Genomic DNA, 16,257 nt, shown 5'->3' on the forward strand with positions numbered 1-16,257 from the left:
GGACTTTTAATAATTAAATTGATAATTAAAAGAACGTGAACTTAACAGACGAATTTAGAAAATATGCTATTAAGCAGCACGGTGTAAATAGTCTTTACTACGATAAAATAGTAGGTAGTATGACGCCTTATATTATGGAGGAACGCCAGCTAAATGTAGCGCAAATGGACGTGTTTTCGCGTCTGATGATGGATAGAATCATCTTTCTTGGTACAGATGTAAATGACCAAGTAGCCAATATAGTAACTGCTCAGCTTCTTTTCTTAGAGAGTGTAGATAGCGGCAAAGATATTCAGATATATATCAACTCGCCCGGTGGTAGTGTATATGCCGGCTTAGGTATCTATGATACTATGCAGTTTATTAAACCCGATGTAGCTACTATCTGTACAGGTATAGCGGCTTCGATGGCAGCAGTACTGCTATGCGCAGGAGCTGAAGGCAAACGCTCTGCTTTGCCACATTCGCGCGTGATGATACACCAACCCTCTGGAGGAGCACAAGGGGTAGCGAGCGATATGGAAATCAACCTAAAAGAGATGTTGAAGCTCAAAAATGAACTTTACGAAATCATAGCCAAACACAGCAAACAGCCTTTTGCTAAGGTGTATAAAGACTCAGAGCGTGACTATTGGATGATAGCACGTGAGGCTAAAGAGTATGGTATGATAGATGAAGTATTAGAAAGAAAATAATGGCTAAAAAGAAAGAAGAAATAGAATTTTGCTCATTCTGTGGGCGTTCTGAACCCGAAACCGACATACTTATCAGAGGTATGGGAGGTAATATATGCAACTTTTGTGTAGATCAGGCTAATATCATTATTGAGGAAGCTCTGAGACACGAAAAAAACAAAGATAAAAAAGCTACGAATGTAGAAATATCTCTGAAAACGCCTCAAGAGATTAAGCGTTTTCTCGACCAATATGTTATAGGACAAGATTTTACTAAGAAAATACTATCAGTAGCGGTGTATAACCACTACAAGCGTTTGCAACAGCCTAACGTAGATGACGAGGTAGAAATACAGAAGAGCAACGTGATAATGGTGGGTGAGACCGGTACAGGTAAAACCCTTGTAGCACGTACTATTGCCAAAATGCTGAATGTACCTATTGCTATAGTAGATGCTACTGTACTGACTGAGGCCGGCTATGTAGGCGAAGATGTAGAGAGCATTCTTAGCCGTCTGTTACAAGCTGCAGACTATGATGTAGCTAAAGCCGAAAGAGGTATTGTATTTATAGACGAAATAGACAAGATAGCGCGCAAGAGCGATAATCCGTCTATTACTCGTGATGTTTCGGGCGAGGGCGTACAGCAAGCTTTGCTTAAACTTTTAGAGGGGTCAGTAGTGAATGTACCCCCTAAAGGTGGTCGCAAGCACCCTGACCAGAAGTATATAGAAGTAAATACCGAGCATATTCTCTTTATAGCAGGTGGAGCTTTTGATGGTATAGAGCGCGTGATATCTAAGCGCCTCAATATGCAGGCAGTAGGCTATAACTCCTCTAAAAACACGCATATAGACCGTAAAAACTTAGTGCAGTATATCATTCCTAAAGACCTGAAAGACTTTGGTTTGATACCTGAAATTATAGGTCGTTTGCCTGTGCTTACCTATATGAATCCGTTAGATAGACACACGCTTAGAATGATACTTACTGAACCTAAGAATGCTATTATCAAACAGTACCAAAAACTGTTTGAGATGGACGGTATAAGATTTGAGATAACAGAGGAAGCCCTCGACTTTATAGTAGAGAAAGCTTTAGAATACAAATTAGGAGCACGAGGCTTGCGTTCGTTATGCGAGAATATCCTAACCGATGCTATGTTTGAACTTCCTAATTCGGGTGTTAAAAATCTAACCGTTACTAAGGAATACGCAGAAGAGAAACTAAACAAATCGGCATTGCAAATTGCCTCATAACAATAACAACTATGGAACTAACATCTATTATACGCGAGAGTATGCTAAAGGCTATCAGCTATGAAACCTATCGGAATTTGATAGACAAGTATGAGGCTGAAGGCAAAAGCAGTGGGGTAGAACAGACTGAAGAACTGATACACTATACCGCTCTAAACCAGAAACGCTATAAACGACTTGATAAAACTATTGAGATAGCAGAAGATAAAGTGGCTTTTTTTAAGAATTATCCTAATAGCATTTGCTTATTGGTGATAACAGAGACTTGGTGTGGTGATGCGGCACAGATTTTGCCAGTGGTGCATAAGATAGCTGAGCTGAACCCTAAAATCACGATGAAAATAGTATTTCGTGATGAAAATGAAGCGCTAATGAATGAGTTTCTGACTAATGGGGGCAAGGCTATCCCTATAGTGATATTCTTAGATTTGCAGGATAAGGTGTTAGCACGTTGGGGCTCTCGTCCTTCAGTGGCTACCCAAATGGTAGCTGAAGAAAAAGCTAAGAATGGCAAGCTGACTCCTGAATTTAAAGAAGACCTTCAGAGATGGTACAACCAAGATAAAGGGGCTACTATCGTAGATGATTTTACTGCTATAATGCAATCTATCTTAACCGAAAAATAGTAAGTGTATGAAAAAAATAATAATAGCTTTAGGTGCTTTAGTAGCTATCACAGCCAATGCACAACAGACTGCTACAACAGAGCCTGTACAACAAACAGTACAATCAGTACAGACAACCCAAAATAATACAGTTCAGACTATTGCTGCTCCAGTAGAAGAAGCTAAGCCTACTACCTTAGAAGGGGTATTTCAGCAGCTGATAGACAGATCCGGGGCTTGGCAGAACTTCAAGATGTTAGACAGAGGTAAATTGGCTGCCTTTCAGCGCAGTATGACTGATAGCATCAACGGAGTACGCTCGCAATTAGTAGCTGAAAAGCAAAAAGTAAAAGAAAATGAGGCTACTATAAAAGAGCTCAACGACAAAATAACAGAGATACAAGCTGCCTTAGACCAAACTAAAGACCAAAAAGATAGTGTGAGTTTCTTTGGTGCTTTAGTATCTAAAGGGCTATACAATACTATTATGTGGGGTATCGTATTGGCTTTGGCATCGTTATTGGTACTTTATATCTACAAATTCTCTAATGGTAATGTAGTAACAAAAAAATCTATAAATGACCTAAACGAATTGCAAGAGGAGTACGAGAACTACCGCAAAGCAGCTATTGAACGCGAGCAGAAAGTACGCCGCCAATTGCAAGACGAAATTAACAAACACAGATAATCAATGCGCATTGATATTATTTCGGTAGTACCCGAATTGATAAAAGGTTTTTTTGACTATTCTATCATTAAGCGCGCTATAGATAAGCAGTTGGTAGAGGTGTATTTTCATAATTTGCACGATTATGCTAACAATGCTTATCGTCAAGTAGATGACTATCAGTTTGGTGGAGGAGCTGGTATGGTGATGATGATAGAGCCTATTGATAGGTGTATTTCGGCACTAAAGGCTGAACGTACTTATGACGAGGTTATATTTCTAACCCCCGATGGCGATACGCTGCAACAGAAAACAGCTAATAAGTTATCACTATCAGAAAATCTAATTGTTCTTTGTGGGCACTTTAAAGGGGTAGACCAGCGTGTACGCGACCATTTTATAACCAAAGAAATTTCTATAGGCGATTATGTGCTTTCAGGAGGTGAACTTGGAGCAGCAGTATTGTGCGATGCTGTTATCAGACTTATACCAGGGGTGCTCTCTGATGAGACTTCAGCTCTTACCGACTCATTTCAAGATAATCTATTAGCACCACCTGTTTATACGCGTCCTGCTAATTATAAGGGTTGGGAAGTGCCAGAGGTACTCACCAGCGGCAATACGCCTAAAATAGAGCAATGGCGAGAAGAAATGGCTTATCAGCGTACTAAAGAAAGAAGACCAGACCTGTTGAAATAAAGATAAAAAACATTAAAAAATGACACAACCAATGAAAAAACTATCTTACACGAATGGTGCTTCTAATATACCATTATTAGGAGAAACTATTGACGAAAATCTTCGGAAAACAGTGGCTAAGTTTCCTAATAATGATGCGCTTATATCAGTGCATCAGCACTATAGAGCCACTTATACAGAGTTTTATGAACAGGTAACTGCAGTAGCTAAAGGATTAATAGCTTTAGGAGTAAAGAGCGGAGACCGTGTAGGTATTTGGTCGCCTAACTGCTATGAATGGACATTGCTACAATATGCCACGGCCAAAATAGGTGCTATAATGGTAAATATCAATCCCGCATATCGCACCAGTGAGTTGATATACGTTATTAACCAATCTGGCTTGTCATACATATTTTCTGCTATACAGTTTAAGACAAGTCATTATAAAAAGATGATAGAAGATGCGCGCGAGTTTACTGATACCTTGCGCAAAGAAGTGTATTGGGGAGAGAGTTGGGAGTACTTTTTAGCTCAAGGTAAGAAAGTGTCAGATCAAAAATTGCAGTCATACGAAGCTAAAGTACAATTTGACGACCCTGTAAATATACAATATACTTCGGGTACTACGGGCAACCCTAAAGGTGTAACGCTAACACACCACAATATACTTAACAATGCTTATTTTATAGGTGTTAGAATGAACTATACTGATAAAGATAGGGTGTGTATACCAGTACCTTTCTATCATTGTTTTGGTATGGTAATAGGTAACTTGTGCTGTACGGCACACGGTGCTACAATGGTTATTCCTAATGATAGTTTTGACGCTACTAAAACTCTTGAGGCAGTAGAACGCGAGCGTTGTACTTCTTTGTATGGAGTGCCTACTATGTTTATCTCAGAATTATACACTTTAGATCGCCATCCTTATGACCTGTCGAGTTTGCGTACTGGCGTGATGGCAGGAGCTTTATGTCCGCCAGAGATTATGAAGCGAGTGAAAGAGCAGATGAATATGCACGAGATAACAATATGCTACGGAATGACCGAAACTTCACCTGTTTCTACCCAAACAAGAATAGGAGTCCCTTTTGAGAAACAAATACATTCGGTAGGTACTATACAAGACCACATAGAGATAAAAATTATCAATCCAGAGACTAAAGCTATCGTACCACGTGGCGAGAGCGGTGAGTTATGTACACGAGGATACTCGGTGATGCTAAAGTATTGGAACAGTCCGCAAGCTACCGCACAAGTAATAGATGAACAACGTTGGATGCACTCAGGTGACCTCGCAATGATGGATGAAGACGGCTATATACACATTTCAGGACGTATAAAAGACCTTATTATTAGGGGAGGAGAAAATATATCGCCTAAAGAGATAGAAGACTTCTTATACACTTATGAAGGAGTGATGGATGCCCAAGTGATAGGCGTACCAAGTAAGAAGTTTGGCGAGGAAGTAATGGCGTGGATAAAACCTAATGAAGGGGTTACCCTAACTGAAGAAGAGTTACGCAACTTCTGCAAAGACCGTATTGCGCACTACAAAGTGCCGCGCTATTGGAAGTTTGTTAATGAGTTTCCGATGACTATCTCAGGTAAAATACGCAAGGTAGAAATGCGCGAAATAGCCGCTGAAGAGCTTGGACTACAGTTAGAAGATTAGACAAAATTTTGATTTGACAATTAATATATCAACCATATAATTATCTAAAAAAGAAGAAAATGGTATACAAATTTAGAGTAATACTCGATGTAAAAGAAGATGTCTTTAGAGACATTATGATTCAAGGAGAGGCTACCTTAGAAGACTTTCACAATGTGATAAACCAATCATTTGGTTTTGCAGGAGATGAGATGGCTTCTTTTTACCTTACAGATGAGGATTGGAATCAAGGAGAGGAAATAACCCTTTTTGACCTATCAGAGAGTGGAGAAATACGCTTAATGGAAGAGACTACTATCGATTCAGTAGTAAATGAAGACGAACCTAAACTGCTATATGTCTATGATTTTATGCAAATGTGGACATTCTTTGTAGAATTAGTAGAGGTAGATGAAGAAGAAGCTGGGGTATCATACCCTACAGTAGTGTATGCTCACGGTACTATTCCAGCTGAGGCTCCTGAAAAATCATTTGTAGCTGACGATTTTAATGAGTTTGACGATGAGTTTAATGACTTTGATATAGACGAAGAAGACTACGAAAGTTTTTCAGAAGAGGACTACTATCGATAATAAGCTAATAGGTAATAAGTAAAAAACTATGCTAAATTTATATACCACTAATATTGAAACACTTTCGGTGCATAGAGTAGGCAATCAGAGTAAAGGGGAACCTCTTTTCTTATCAGAAAGTCCTTATGCACTGAATGATGAAATTATAGGTTTGCTAAAAGAATATTTTTTTAAACCTTTTAGAGAGAAAGAGGAGAATTATTTTAGATTTGTACACGATGCTGATGTAGAGTTTAACGAACTTTATCAGTTGGTAACTCCTATTTTTGAAGATGAGAGTTGTATTCACCAGCAGTCGAAAAAGATAGCACAGCACCTCTATAACCAATCTAATCACCCGCATATAAAGAGTGGAGAGGTATATGTGGCTTTGCTACACGATACTTACTTAGACAATGAAAAAGTGAAAGCAGTGGGTATTTTTAAGTCGGAGGTGAAGAATAGCTTTTTTCAGTTTGAAGAGCAACCTAACCAATTAGAAATTATTATTCAGGAAGGGGTAAATATTCAGAAATTAGATAAAGGTTGTATTATTTTTAACACCAATAAGGAAGAAGGATATAAAATACTGTCAGTAGATAGTAATCGTTATGATACTAAGTATTGGCTTGAAAACTTTCTGAATGTAGATGCCCTAATTGATGATAACTTTTATACTAAAAAGTACTTGAAGTTTAGTCAGGATTTTGCTAAAGATGTTATTCTACCAGCAGAAGATAAGAAAGAGGAAGTACTTTTTATGAATAGGGCTATTAATTACTTTGCTAAAAATGATGATTTTGAAGAAACCTCATTTGTAAATGAAGTGTTTGACAATCCAGAATTTATACCAGAGTTTAAGCACTATAAAGTAGAGAAAGGGCCTAAGTATCAGATAGAAGATGTGTCAAGTTTTCCAATAGCTAATAAAGCCGTATCGGATGTGCGCAAGAAGATTAAAAATGTGATAGACTTGGATACGAATATACAGATACGTATGGATTTTATCAATCCTGAATCGGCAGATAAGTTTATAGAGAAGGGTTGGGATGAGGAGAAGCAGATGTATTATTACTTAGTGTATTTCAATAAAGAACAGAAAAACAAGGAGTAATAGTTAATAACAAATGATAAACGACAAACAATAAATCTTCAAGATTTATCGTTTGTCGTTTTTTTATGCTTATTTCTGAAGTACTTTGTGTACGGCTTTTATAATACCATCTTTGTCTAATCCGTATTTTTGCATCAGTTGGGCTGGGGTACCGCTTTCACCGAAAGAATCGTTTACAGCAACAAACTCCTGACGAACAGGGTAATGCTGGGTGAGTACGCGTGCTACGCTTTCGCCTAAGCCTCCATAGTAATTGTGCTCTTCGCAGGTAACTACTGCTTTGGTTTTCTTCACTGATTTAAGAATTATATCTTCATCTAAAGGCTTGATAGTATGAATGTTGATTACTTCAGCAGAGATGCCTTTTTGCTCTAATTCTTCACAAGCTAATAGAGCTTCCCATACTAAGTGTCCGGTAGCTATAATAGTAACATCAGTGCCTTCATTGAGCAATATACCTTTTCCTATTTCGAACTTTTGATCTTCAGGTGTAAAGTTGGCTACTGCAGGTCTGCCAAAGCGTAGGTAAACAGGCCCTACATAATCAGCAATGGCAAGAGTAGCTGCTTTGGTTTGGTTATAGTCGCAAGGATTGATAACCACCATATTAGGAAGCATTTTCATCAGCCCGATGTCTTCTAATATTTGGTGAGTAGCTCCGTCTTCGCCCAAGGTAAGACCTGCGTGAGAGGCACATATTTTCACATTTTTATTAGAATAGGCTATCGATTGGCGTATTTGGTCGTATACGCGTCCGGTAGAGAAGGCAGCAAAAGTACCTGTGAAAGGTATTTTGCCTCCGATAGTAAGTCCGGCAGCAATGCCCATCATATTAGCTTCGGCAATGCCAATTTGGAAGAAGCGTGTAGGGTTCTCTTCAATAAATTTTTCCATTTTGAGAGAGCCAATAAGGTCGGCACAGAGGGCTACCACATTGGGGTTAGTACGACCGAGCTCAGCTAAGCCAGCTCCGAACCCACTTCGGGTATCTTTTTTTCCTGTATCAATATATTTTTTCATTGTTATAATAATGATAATCAATTTAGGCGCAAAGGTAATATATAATTAGCAAATTAGCAAATTAGTAAATTGAGAAATATTGCTCGCCGACTTTTCTTCGCTTATCTTTCGCTCATCCTTCGGTGTAGGTATATCTAAAGTAAAGGTATGGTGGAAAAATATAGCCTTATTAGTTGCTATTTCATAATTAATTTGTATATTTGCGCCCGATTTTAATACCTCTTACCATTACTTTATACTTTCAAAATAAAAAATGTCTACTAAAAAATTATTTACTTTAATAACAACTATTTTTACATAAAATGTTCAACTTTGTAGAGTTAAAAACAAAAAAGCTTCCTGAACTACAGGCTATAGCTCAGCAGCTAAATGTACCTAAGTATCGCTATCTGAATAAGTTAGACCTTATAAATCAGATTATTGCCTTTCAGGAGAAAGGAGGACAAACGCCTTTGCCTCAGGAAGATACCCCTAAGAAAACTGTAGTAGCCGCTGATAGTCAATCAGAAACTAAGTCAGAGACTAGGTCAGCATCTAAATCAGAAGCCAAACCGGAAGCCAAATCAGAATCTAAACCTACCCCTAAATTAGAGGCTAAACCCCAACCAGAAGCTAAAAAGAAAGGTGGAAAAAAGAAAATAGAAGTTCCGCAAAAAGTGGGAAGTTCTAATCAAGAGAATTTTGCCAAAACAACTGTTAGTAAGTCAGTTAGAGCAGAAGAAGAAAATAAAGGGGACTATAAGCCGTCTTTTCAGAAGAAAAATACTTCACAAAACACTAACACTCCTCCTAAAGCAGCTGCTCCTGCTGCTAATTACAATCCTAACAATAATTATGTAGTTGATGCTGATAACTTCGACAAAGAAAAGAAAAATCGCTATAGAGCTCCTGATTTTGAGTTTGATAGCGTGGTAGATTGCGAAGGAGTACTTGATATTACAGCTGATGGGTATGGCTTTTTGCGTTCTTCGGACTATAATTATTTAGCATCGCCAGATGATATTTATGTATCGCCTTCACAAATACGCCTGTTTGGATTGCAAACCGGTGATACGGTACACGGAGAGGTACGTCCGCCTAAAGAAGGAGAAAAGTACTATCCGCTGTTAAAAGTGATTAAGATTAACGGTCTTGACCCACAAGTGGTGCGCGATAGGGTTCTTTTTGAGCATCTTACGCCTCTTTTTCCTAATGAAAAATTTGAGTTAGCTGGTAGAGGTTCAACTATTTCAACACGTCTAATAGATTTATTTGCCCCTATAGGGAAAGGGCAGCGCGGTATGATAGTGGCGCAACCTAAAACGGGTAAAACGATGTTGCTAAAAGACATCGCTAATGCTATCAGCAAGAATCACCCTGAAGTGTACCTGATGGTATTGCTTATAGACGAACGCCCTGAGGAGGTGACTGATATGCAGCGCAGTGTAAGGGGAGAGATTATCTCATCAACTTTTGATAAAGAGGCAAGTGAACACGTAAGAATAGCCAATATAGTATTAGAAAAGGCAAAACGATTGGTAGAGTGCGGTCACGATGTGGTAATTCTGCTTGACTCAATAACCCGCTTGGCACGTGCTTATAATACGGTGCAACCGGCTTCGGGTAAGGTGCTTACAGGGGGGGTAGATGCCAATGCGCTACACAAACCTAAACGCTTTTTTGGTGCGGCGCGTAATATAGAAAACGGAGGGTCGCTATCAATTATAGCTACAGCTCTTACGGATACGGGGTCGAAGATGGATGAGGTGATTTTTGAAGAATTTAAAGGAACTGGCAATATGGAACTACAGTTAGATAGGCGTATAGCTAACCGCCGTATTTTCCCTGCTATAGACCTGATGGCTTCTTCTACACGTCGTGATGACTTGTTATTAGATGAAAATACCCTAAACCGTACGTGGGTGTTGCGTAAGTATTTGGCAGAGATGAATCCGATAGAAGCCATGGAATTTATGGAGAAACAGATGAAGCAAACACGGAATAATCAAGAGTTTTTGGCAACAATGAATAATTAAAAATTATTGATATACAGTAGTTTATAAAATTTTATAAAAAATATTTGAAAAATAATTGCCGAAAAATTTGCAGATAATAAAAATAGTTGTACCTTTGCACCCGCATAAATGAAACAACAATATGTTTATGCAACTGGAGAGATGGCAGAGCGGTTGAATGCGGCGGTCTTGAAAACCGTTGAGGGTAACACCTCCGGGGGTTCGAATCCCTCTCTCTCCGCAGAATAGCAAAAATGGACTAAAATGGGGATACCTGTTTTAGTCTTTTTTATTTTTTGTGCGGTAAGGCGGGAAGATTGAGAAGGCAGAGAAGATTGGGAAGGCTGAGAGGGCAGAGAAGATTGAGAAGGCTGGGAAGATTGAGAGGACTAGGAAGATTGAGAGGACTAGGAAGATTGAGAGGACTAGGAAGATTGAGAGGACTAGGAAGATTGAGAGGGCTAGGAAGATTGAGAGGGCTGGGAGAATGTGATAAATATTTATTATTATGATAGCAGAACATTTTTTTTATACAAAACAAGGGAACAGCGAGGCTAAGGTTATTGTTTTTCTGCACGGGTTTTTAGAAGACCACAGTATATGGAAAGATTTAGCTGATAGGCTATCAGATGATTATTGTGTGATAGCCATAGACTTATTAGGGCACGGCAAAACGCCCACTATCGCCCCAGTACATACTATGGAGCGTATGGCGGAAGAGGTGTACACTATCCTACAAAAGGAAGCCGTAAGTACTTGTACGTTAGTAGGTCACTCGATGGGAGGTTATGTAGCGCTTGCTTTTGCTGAACTTTTTGCTCAGAAAGTGGCTGGTTTGATACTAATGAACTCTACTCCGCTACCCGATTCAGAAGAGAAAAAAGCTAATAGAGACCGCGTGCTAAAGGTGATTGAGAAACAGAAGGAGCTATTTGTACGCACTGCCGTAACCAATCTTTTTAGCGAGACCAATAGACTGACAATGCAAGCAGATTTAGAAAAATTGGTGGCAATTGGTTTGGCTACCCCTAATGAGGGTATAGCAGCTGCCTCGCTTGGAATGAAGGAACGTCCTGACCGCACAGAAGTATTTGAGCAATTGCAGGCTAAAAAGCATATTATTATGGGGAAAAATGATGCGCTGATACCTTATGAGGCTATGATAGCAATAGCCGATAGGGTAGGGGCAAGCTATAGTTTGCTGTCAGGGGGACATCTGTCATATATAGAAAACAAACAAGAAACCTTAGAGGCTTTGCGCCACTTTATGAGTTAATTATGAAAGCGTTCTTATTACTAATCAGTGTGTTAATGATAGCTTGTAGTGAGCCGACCCAACCATCGACACAGACTACAAAAAGTACTACAGCCATTATACAGAAGGATACTGTTCAAGCAAAGTCTGCTGCTGAAGAGGTTGCTACTTTTACTAAAACTCTTACCACAGATACGGCTATACCCTTTCTGTACGAATACGAAAAGCAACACAAAGAACGTTATGTACGTATCATCACTGACTACGGCAATATTGATATTGAGTTATTTAATGAAACACCTTATCACCGCGCGAATTTTATATTTCTAACTAAGCAAAAATACTTTGATGGGACTGTCTTTCACCGAGTGGTAAAGAATTTTGTAATACAAGGAGGTAATTCGGAAAGTTGGGATATTAGCAGACGTCGTGCCGCTATTGGGGCTTATCTTTTGCCCCCTGATACTAAAAAAGGGTTTAAGCACCACAGAGGTACTGTGTCGATGCCCAGCAGTGATATAGACAATCCGCACCAGTTTGCTTCGCCATACGAATTTTTTATAGTGGTACAGAAGCCAGGAGCTTATCATTTAGATGGTAAATATACCGCTTTTGGGAGAGTAATTGCGGGTATGGAAGTGGCTGATAAAATCAATCAGGTAGAGACTGAAGGCAGAGATGACTGGCCTAAAAAAGACATCAAGATGAAAGTAATTATACTTAACAAATAGCATATCTTATGAAGTATTATATTATAGCAGGAGAAGCATCGGGAGACCTACACGGAGCAAACCTTATGAAAGCCCTACTTGACAAAGACCCAGCAGCTGATTTTCGTTTTTGGGGAGGTGACCAAATGGCTAAGGTAGGCGGTACATTGGTAAAGCACTATCGAGAACTCGCTTTTATGGGTTTTTGGGAGGTGCTTACTAATCTGCGTACCATACTTAAGAATATAGATTACTGCAAAAAAGATATAGCTAACTTTAAGCCCGATGTGCTCATCTTTATAGATTACCCAGGGTTTAATATGCGCATAGCTCAATGGGCTAAGCAACAACATATCCCTACCCATTACTATATATCGCCCCAAATATGGGCTTGGAAAGAGAATAGGATAAAGGCAATTAAACGAGATGTAGATTTTATGTATGTGATATTGCCTTTTGAAAAAGCCTTTTACGAGCAAAAACATCAATATCCCGTACACTTTGTAGGTCACCCACTGTTAGATGCTATAGCGCAGCGTGAAGAGGTAGATGCTGAAACATTTAAGAGCGAAAACGGTTTAGACAGTCGTCCTATTATAGCTTTGCTACCCGGTAGTAGAAAGCAAGAAATAGCCAAGATGCTGAAGATAATGCTTTCGGTAGTAGATGATTATCATCAGTATCAGTTTGTGATAGCAGGAGCCCCCTCAATAGATTATGAATTTTATCAGCAATTTATAAAAGAAGAAAATGTACACTTCGTAAGCGGTAAGACCTACGACCTGCTATCGGTATCATATGCTGCCTTAGTAACCAGCGGTACTGCCACCTTAGAGACAGCCTTACTAAATGTACCTGAGGTAGTTTGTTATAAAGGCAGTTGGCTGTCTTACCACATCGCTAAACGGATTATTAAGCTGAAATACATTTCGTTAGTAAACCTAATAATGGATAAACCTGTAGTTACTGAGCTTATACAAGGAGACCTCACTAAGAAGAACTTAGAAAAAGAGCTTGACAAACTTTCTACCTATACGCGCCGCTACGAGATATTTAAAGACTATGTGCTACTGCGTGAAAAATTAGGCGGAGAGGGAGCCAGTGAAAAAACCGCTGCCTTAATAGTAAAGAAATGAGACTGAAGGGTTATTATATCAATACTGCAGATATTTTGCTCCTACTAAATGTGATGTTATTTGCTTTAGCGAAAGTCGTCACGCTTTTAGGGTTGATAGAAGAGTCAGAACTCAATAGTTGGGTATGTGTACCTTATTCGCTGAATTTATACTTAGAACGCCCTTGGACATTGTTTTCATACGCCTTTTATCACGTAAGCCTCTCTCATCTATTTTGGAATATGCTTTTTCTGTTTTTCACGGGGCGCATATTCTTCAATCTCTTCAATATAAAGCAATTTTTAGTTGCTTATATATGGGGGGTACTGGTAGGAGGAACCGCTTTTTTAGTTTTGGGTCATTTTTTGCCCGCTTCAGTTGGTAATACTATTTTGTTAGGCGCTTCAGCAGGTATTATAAGTGTTTTTGCTTTTATAGCGACCGTAACTCCTTCATACGGAGTGTATATATTTACACTCAGAGTAAAAGTGTTGTATCTGTTAGTGGCCATTATACTATTTGACTTATTTGATTTTTCGGCTAATTCAGGAGGCAAAATAGCTCATCTGGGAGGAATTATAGCAGGAATAATGGTGGGAGTAATGGCAAAATACCAGCTTTGGAGTCGTAAGCGTATGCGTGTAGAGATGCCAGAAATGAAACCTAACAAACCAGAAAGACAAAAAGTGAAGCAGCACCGCATCAACCAATTGTTAGATAAAATAAATGCTAGTGGCTATGCCAGCCTAACTGATAAAGAGAAGAAATTCTTATTTGAAGCTAGTAAAGAAAATGATATGTAATGTTAATTTTTTGCTAACAGAATATTTTTAACAAAATTTTAACATATATGAATTGTTTTTTTCGTACCTTTGCATCGGTTGAATGATAATTGAAATTAATGATGTTTAGAAAACTACCCTTAATATTAAGCTCAATGTTAGTGGTAATCTCTTGTAAAGAAGAGAATACTGAATGTACTGTGCTCAGAGGATTTTTTCCTAACTCTAAAGATCCCTCTGTCGTTTTGTATGCTAATGATACACCTATTGACACAGTTTATTTAGATAAAGATAAGAATTTTATCTTTAATCTTAAAATAAAAGAGAGTCAGCTGTACAATTTTGAAACGAAAGGAAAATTTCAGTACGTATTCATAGAGCCGAATGATAGCTTGGTAGTATATGCCAATGCTTATAATTTTGATGAGAGTATCTCATTTTCAGGAAGAGGGGCAGCGATTAATAACTTCATATTGGTTCAAGCAAACGAAGCACGAAGAGAAGCAGATCTTTTTAAAAAATACCAATCATTGCCGCCGAACCTTTATAAAGAGAAAATTGATTCGCTGTACCAACTAAAGAAAAATGAGTATGAGGCTTTTGTGAAAGTGAATCCGACACTTTCGGAGAAAGCGAAAGACTTAGCCTTAGTGAGTGCTACTTTCCCTCTTTACAAAGAAATGGAAATATATCCGTTTGTATATCAGAGTGAAGATAATGTACCGCTGAATTGTGTACTGCCAGAAGATTTTTACGATTACAGAAAGCGTATTAATTATAACGATACTTTCTTAGAGTACTTCAGACCCTACTATCGCTATATGGTAATGTATATCAATAACTTAGCTTTTACTAAATATACATACAATAAACATACTTTAGTAGATGTAAGCCAAGAGTTAGGTTTTCATTTAGAGAAGATAAAAATTATAGACAGTCTTTTTAGTAAAGGAAGTTTGAGAGATAACCTATACCGAAATGCAGCATACGCTTATATCTTTAATATTCATATTCAGGAACATAGAGCATATAAAGACTATTTTCATAAATTTGCGAAGTACAACAAAGACAACGAACACAAAGCAGAGCTAGATAAAGTATTTCGGAATGTTATCGCTCTACAAGCGGGTAATCAGCCGCCAGATTTTGACCTGATAAACACTAAAGGAGAACCTACTAAATTTTCGGAAATTCAGAACCCTAAGATGACCACCATATACTATTTTTGGTCGGTTAACCAACAAGAGCTTTCTAATTTAATATTTAATAGAATTTCGCAGCTCAAACGACTTTTTCCTAATGTGAAGTTTGTGGGGATAGATATAGGGCAAGATAAGACCCAGTGGAAGAAACAAGTACAGAATACTGATTGGACAGACCAATATCATTCGATAAACTTTATGGACTTGTCGCAGAAAATTTTGATAAACAACATCAATAAATCACTAATAATAGACAAAGACGGACGTATTATCTCGGCATTTGAGGATATTTTTAGTCCTAACTTAGAAAAAATATTATTGTCAAAAGAATCATAACTATGACAGACCAGATTATTACTCTTGTAATGTATTGTATTCCTGCCTTGGTGGTAGGGGCCGTAGCTTTTTACTTCTTCAGGATACATATAGAGAATGAAGATCGCAAACGGATGTTTTTGCTTCAGCAGGAAACTTATAAGTTTACTTTTCCTATTAAGCTGCAAGCCTATGAGCGAATGACGCTATTCTTAGAGCGCATTACTCCGCAACAATTGTTTTTGCGTATTCCGCCTGGTGATTTGACTAAAAAAGAATACGAAATACTGCTCACCAATACTATAGACCAAGAGTTTGAGCACAATTTGGCACAGCAGATATACTTAAGTCCAAATTTGTGGAACATCATACGCACAGCTAAAGCAGCCACCATACAGCTGATAAGAAAGGCTGCTTATAATGAAAGTGTGAAAGATGCCCCTGAAATGGTGGAGGCAGTATTCAAGGAATTTATAGATAGGACTACCCCTTCGGCAAATGCGCTGAGCCATCTGAAAGAAGAAGTACGTCAATTTTTGAGATAAGATAAGGGCTTTCTGAGAAAATCAGAGAGCCTTTTTTTTGATAAATAATTTTTAATTGCAATTTTTGGGTTGTAATTCATAATTATTTTGTAC

At 38.3% G+C, this 16,257-nt stretch carries 16 protein-coding genes and 1 tRNA gene; 16 read left to right on the forward strand and 1 reads right to left on the reverse strand.

The features are described from left to right. Nucleotides 1-35: 35 nt before the first annotated feature. The 8 genes from clpP to FOC45_RS05005 are packed head-to-tail and all read left to right on the forward strand — an operon-like array spanning nt 36 to nt 7,226. Entirely contained in the window at nt 36-695 is a 660-nt protein-coding gene (clpP, locus tag FOC45_RS04970) for an ATP-dependent Clp endopeptidase proteolytic subunit ClpP (protein WP_009393020.1), read from the forward strand. Then, entirely contained in the window at nt 695-1,933 is a 1,239-nt protein-coding gene (gene clpX, locus FOC45_RS04975) for an ATP-dependent Clp protease ATP-binding subunit ClpX (RefSeq protein WP_009393019.1), read from the forward strand. Before clpP ends, clpX begins: the two co-directional genes overlap by 1 nt. A gap of 11 nt (nt 1,934-1,944) precedes the next feature. Then, on the forward strand, nt 1,945-2,559 hold the full coding sequence (locus FOC45_RS04980; protein WP_009393017.1) for a thioredoxin family protein: 615 nt from the start codon (nt 1,945-1,947) through the stop codon (nt 2,557-2,559). Between the two features lie 7 nt (nt 2,560-2,566). Beyond that, entirely contained in the window at nt 2,567-3,226 is a 660-nt protein-coding gene (locus FOC45_RS04985; protein WP_009393015.1) for a hypothetical protein, read from the forward strand. A gap of 3 nt (nt 3,227-3,229) precedes the next feature. Continuing rightward, on the forward strand, nt 3,230-3,904 hold the full coding sequence (gene trmD / locus FOC45_RS04990; protein WP_009393013.1) for a tRNA (guanosine(37)-N1)-methyltransferase TrmD: 675 nt from the start codon (nt 3,230-3,232) through the stop codon (nt 3,902-3,904). Nucleotides 3,905-3,935: 31 nt separating this feature from the next. Further along, a complete protein-coding gene (locus FOC45_RS04995) occupies nt 3,936-5,561 on the forward strand; it encodes an AMP-binding protein (protein ID WP_155846604.1) in 1,626 nt (541 codons plus the stop codon). 59 nt (nt 5,562-5,620) lie between these two features. Next, complete coding sequence (locus FOC45_RS05000) at nt 5,621-6,133, forward strand: hypothetical protein (protein ID WP_009393006.1); 513 nt, start codon at nt 5,621-5,623, stop codon at nt 6,131-6,133. 28 nt (nt 6,134-6,161) lie between these two features. Beyond that, nucleotides 6,162-7,226 carry a nucleoid-associated protein gene (locus FOC45_RS05005; protein WP_009393004.1) on the forward strand — a complete coding sequence of 355 codons (1,065 nt, stop codon included), beginning with the start codon at nt 6,162-6,164 and terminating at the stop codon, nt 7,224-7,226. A gap of 69 nt (nt 7,227-7,295) precedes the next feature. On the opposite strand, the gene FOC45_RS05010 is transcribed toward FOC45_RS05005, so the two are convergent. Further along, nucleotides 7,296-8,246 (reverse strand): transketolase family protein, encoded by a 951-nt coding sequence (locus tag FOC45_RS05010; RefSeq protein WP_009393002.1) that lies wholly within the window; start codon nt 8,244-8,246, stop codon nt 7,296-7,298. Between the two features lie 302 nt (nt 8,247-8,548). Here FOC45_RS05010 and rho point away from each other — a divergent pair, with 302 nt between their 5' ends. From rho to FOC45_RS05050, 8 genes are all read left to right on the forward strand, one after another. Continuing rightward, entirely contained in the window at nt 8,549-10,261 is a 1,713-nt protein-coding gene (rho, locus tag FOC45_RS05015; RefSeq protein WP_009393000.1) for a transcription termination factor Rho, read from the forward strand. Nucleotides 10,262-10,396: 135 nt separating this feature from the next. After that, nucleotides 10,397-10,481: transfer RNA gene (locus FOC45_RS05020), tRNA-Ser, on the forward strand. Between the two features lie 267 nt (nt 10,482-10,748). Next, nucleotides 10,749-11,516, forward strand: a complete 768-nt coding sequence (locus FOC45_RS05025; protein WP_009392998.1) for an alpha/beta fold hydrolase — start codon at nt 10,749-10,751, stop codon at nt 11,514-11,516. Nucleotides 11,517-11,518: 2 nt separating this feature from the next. Beyond that, nucleotides 11,519-12,226, forward strand: a complete 708-nt coding sequence (locus FOC45_RS05030; protein WP_009392996.1) for a peptidylprolyl isomerase — start codon at nt 11,519-11,521, stop codon at nt 12,224-12,226. Between the two features lie 8 nt (nt 12,227-12,234). Further along, a complete protein-coding gene (lpxB, locus tag FOC45_RS05035) occupies nt 12,235-13,341 on the forward strand; it encodes a lipid-A-disaccharide synthase (RefSeq protein WP_009392994.1) in 1,107 nt (368 codons plus the stop codon). Further along, nucleotides 13,338-14,123 (forward strand): rhomboid family intramembrane serine protease, encoded by a 786-nt coding sequence (locus FOC45_RS05040; protein WP_009392992.1) that lies wholly within the window; start codon nt 13,338-13,340, stop codon nt 14,121-14,123. Before lpxB ends, FOC45_RS05040 begins: the two co-directional genes overlap by 4 nt. 134 nt (nt 14,124-14,257) lie before the next feature. Further along, a complete protein-coding gene (locus tag FOC45_RS05045) occupies nt 14,258-15,640 on the forward strand; it encodes a thioredoxin (protein WP_009392989.1) in 1,383 nt (460 codons plus the stop codon). Between the two features lie 2 nt (nt 15,641-15,642). Then, nucleotides 15,643-16,164, forward strand: coding sequence for a type I restriction-modification enzyme R subunit C-terminal domain-containing protein (locus FOC45_RS05050; protein WP_009392988.1), 522 nt, complete (start codon nt 15,643-15,645; stop codon nt 16,162-16,164). Nucleotides 16,165-16,257 lie beyond the last annotated feature (93 nt).

The sequence above is a fragment of the Capnocytophaga sp. FDAARGOS_737 genome, from assembly GCF_009730375.1.
Lineage (GTDB): Bacteria > Bacteroidota > Bacteroidia > Flavobacteriales > Flavobacteriaceae > Capnocytophaga > Capnocytophaga leadbetteri.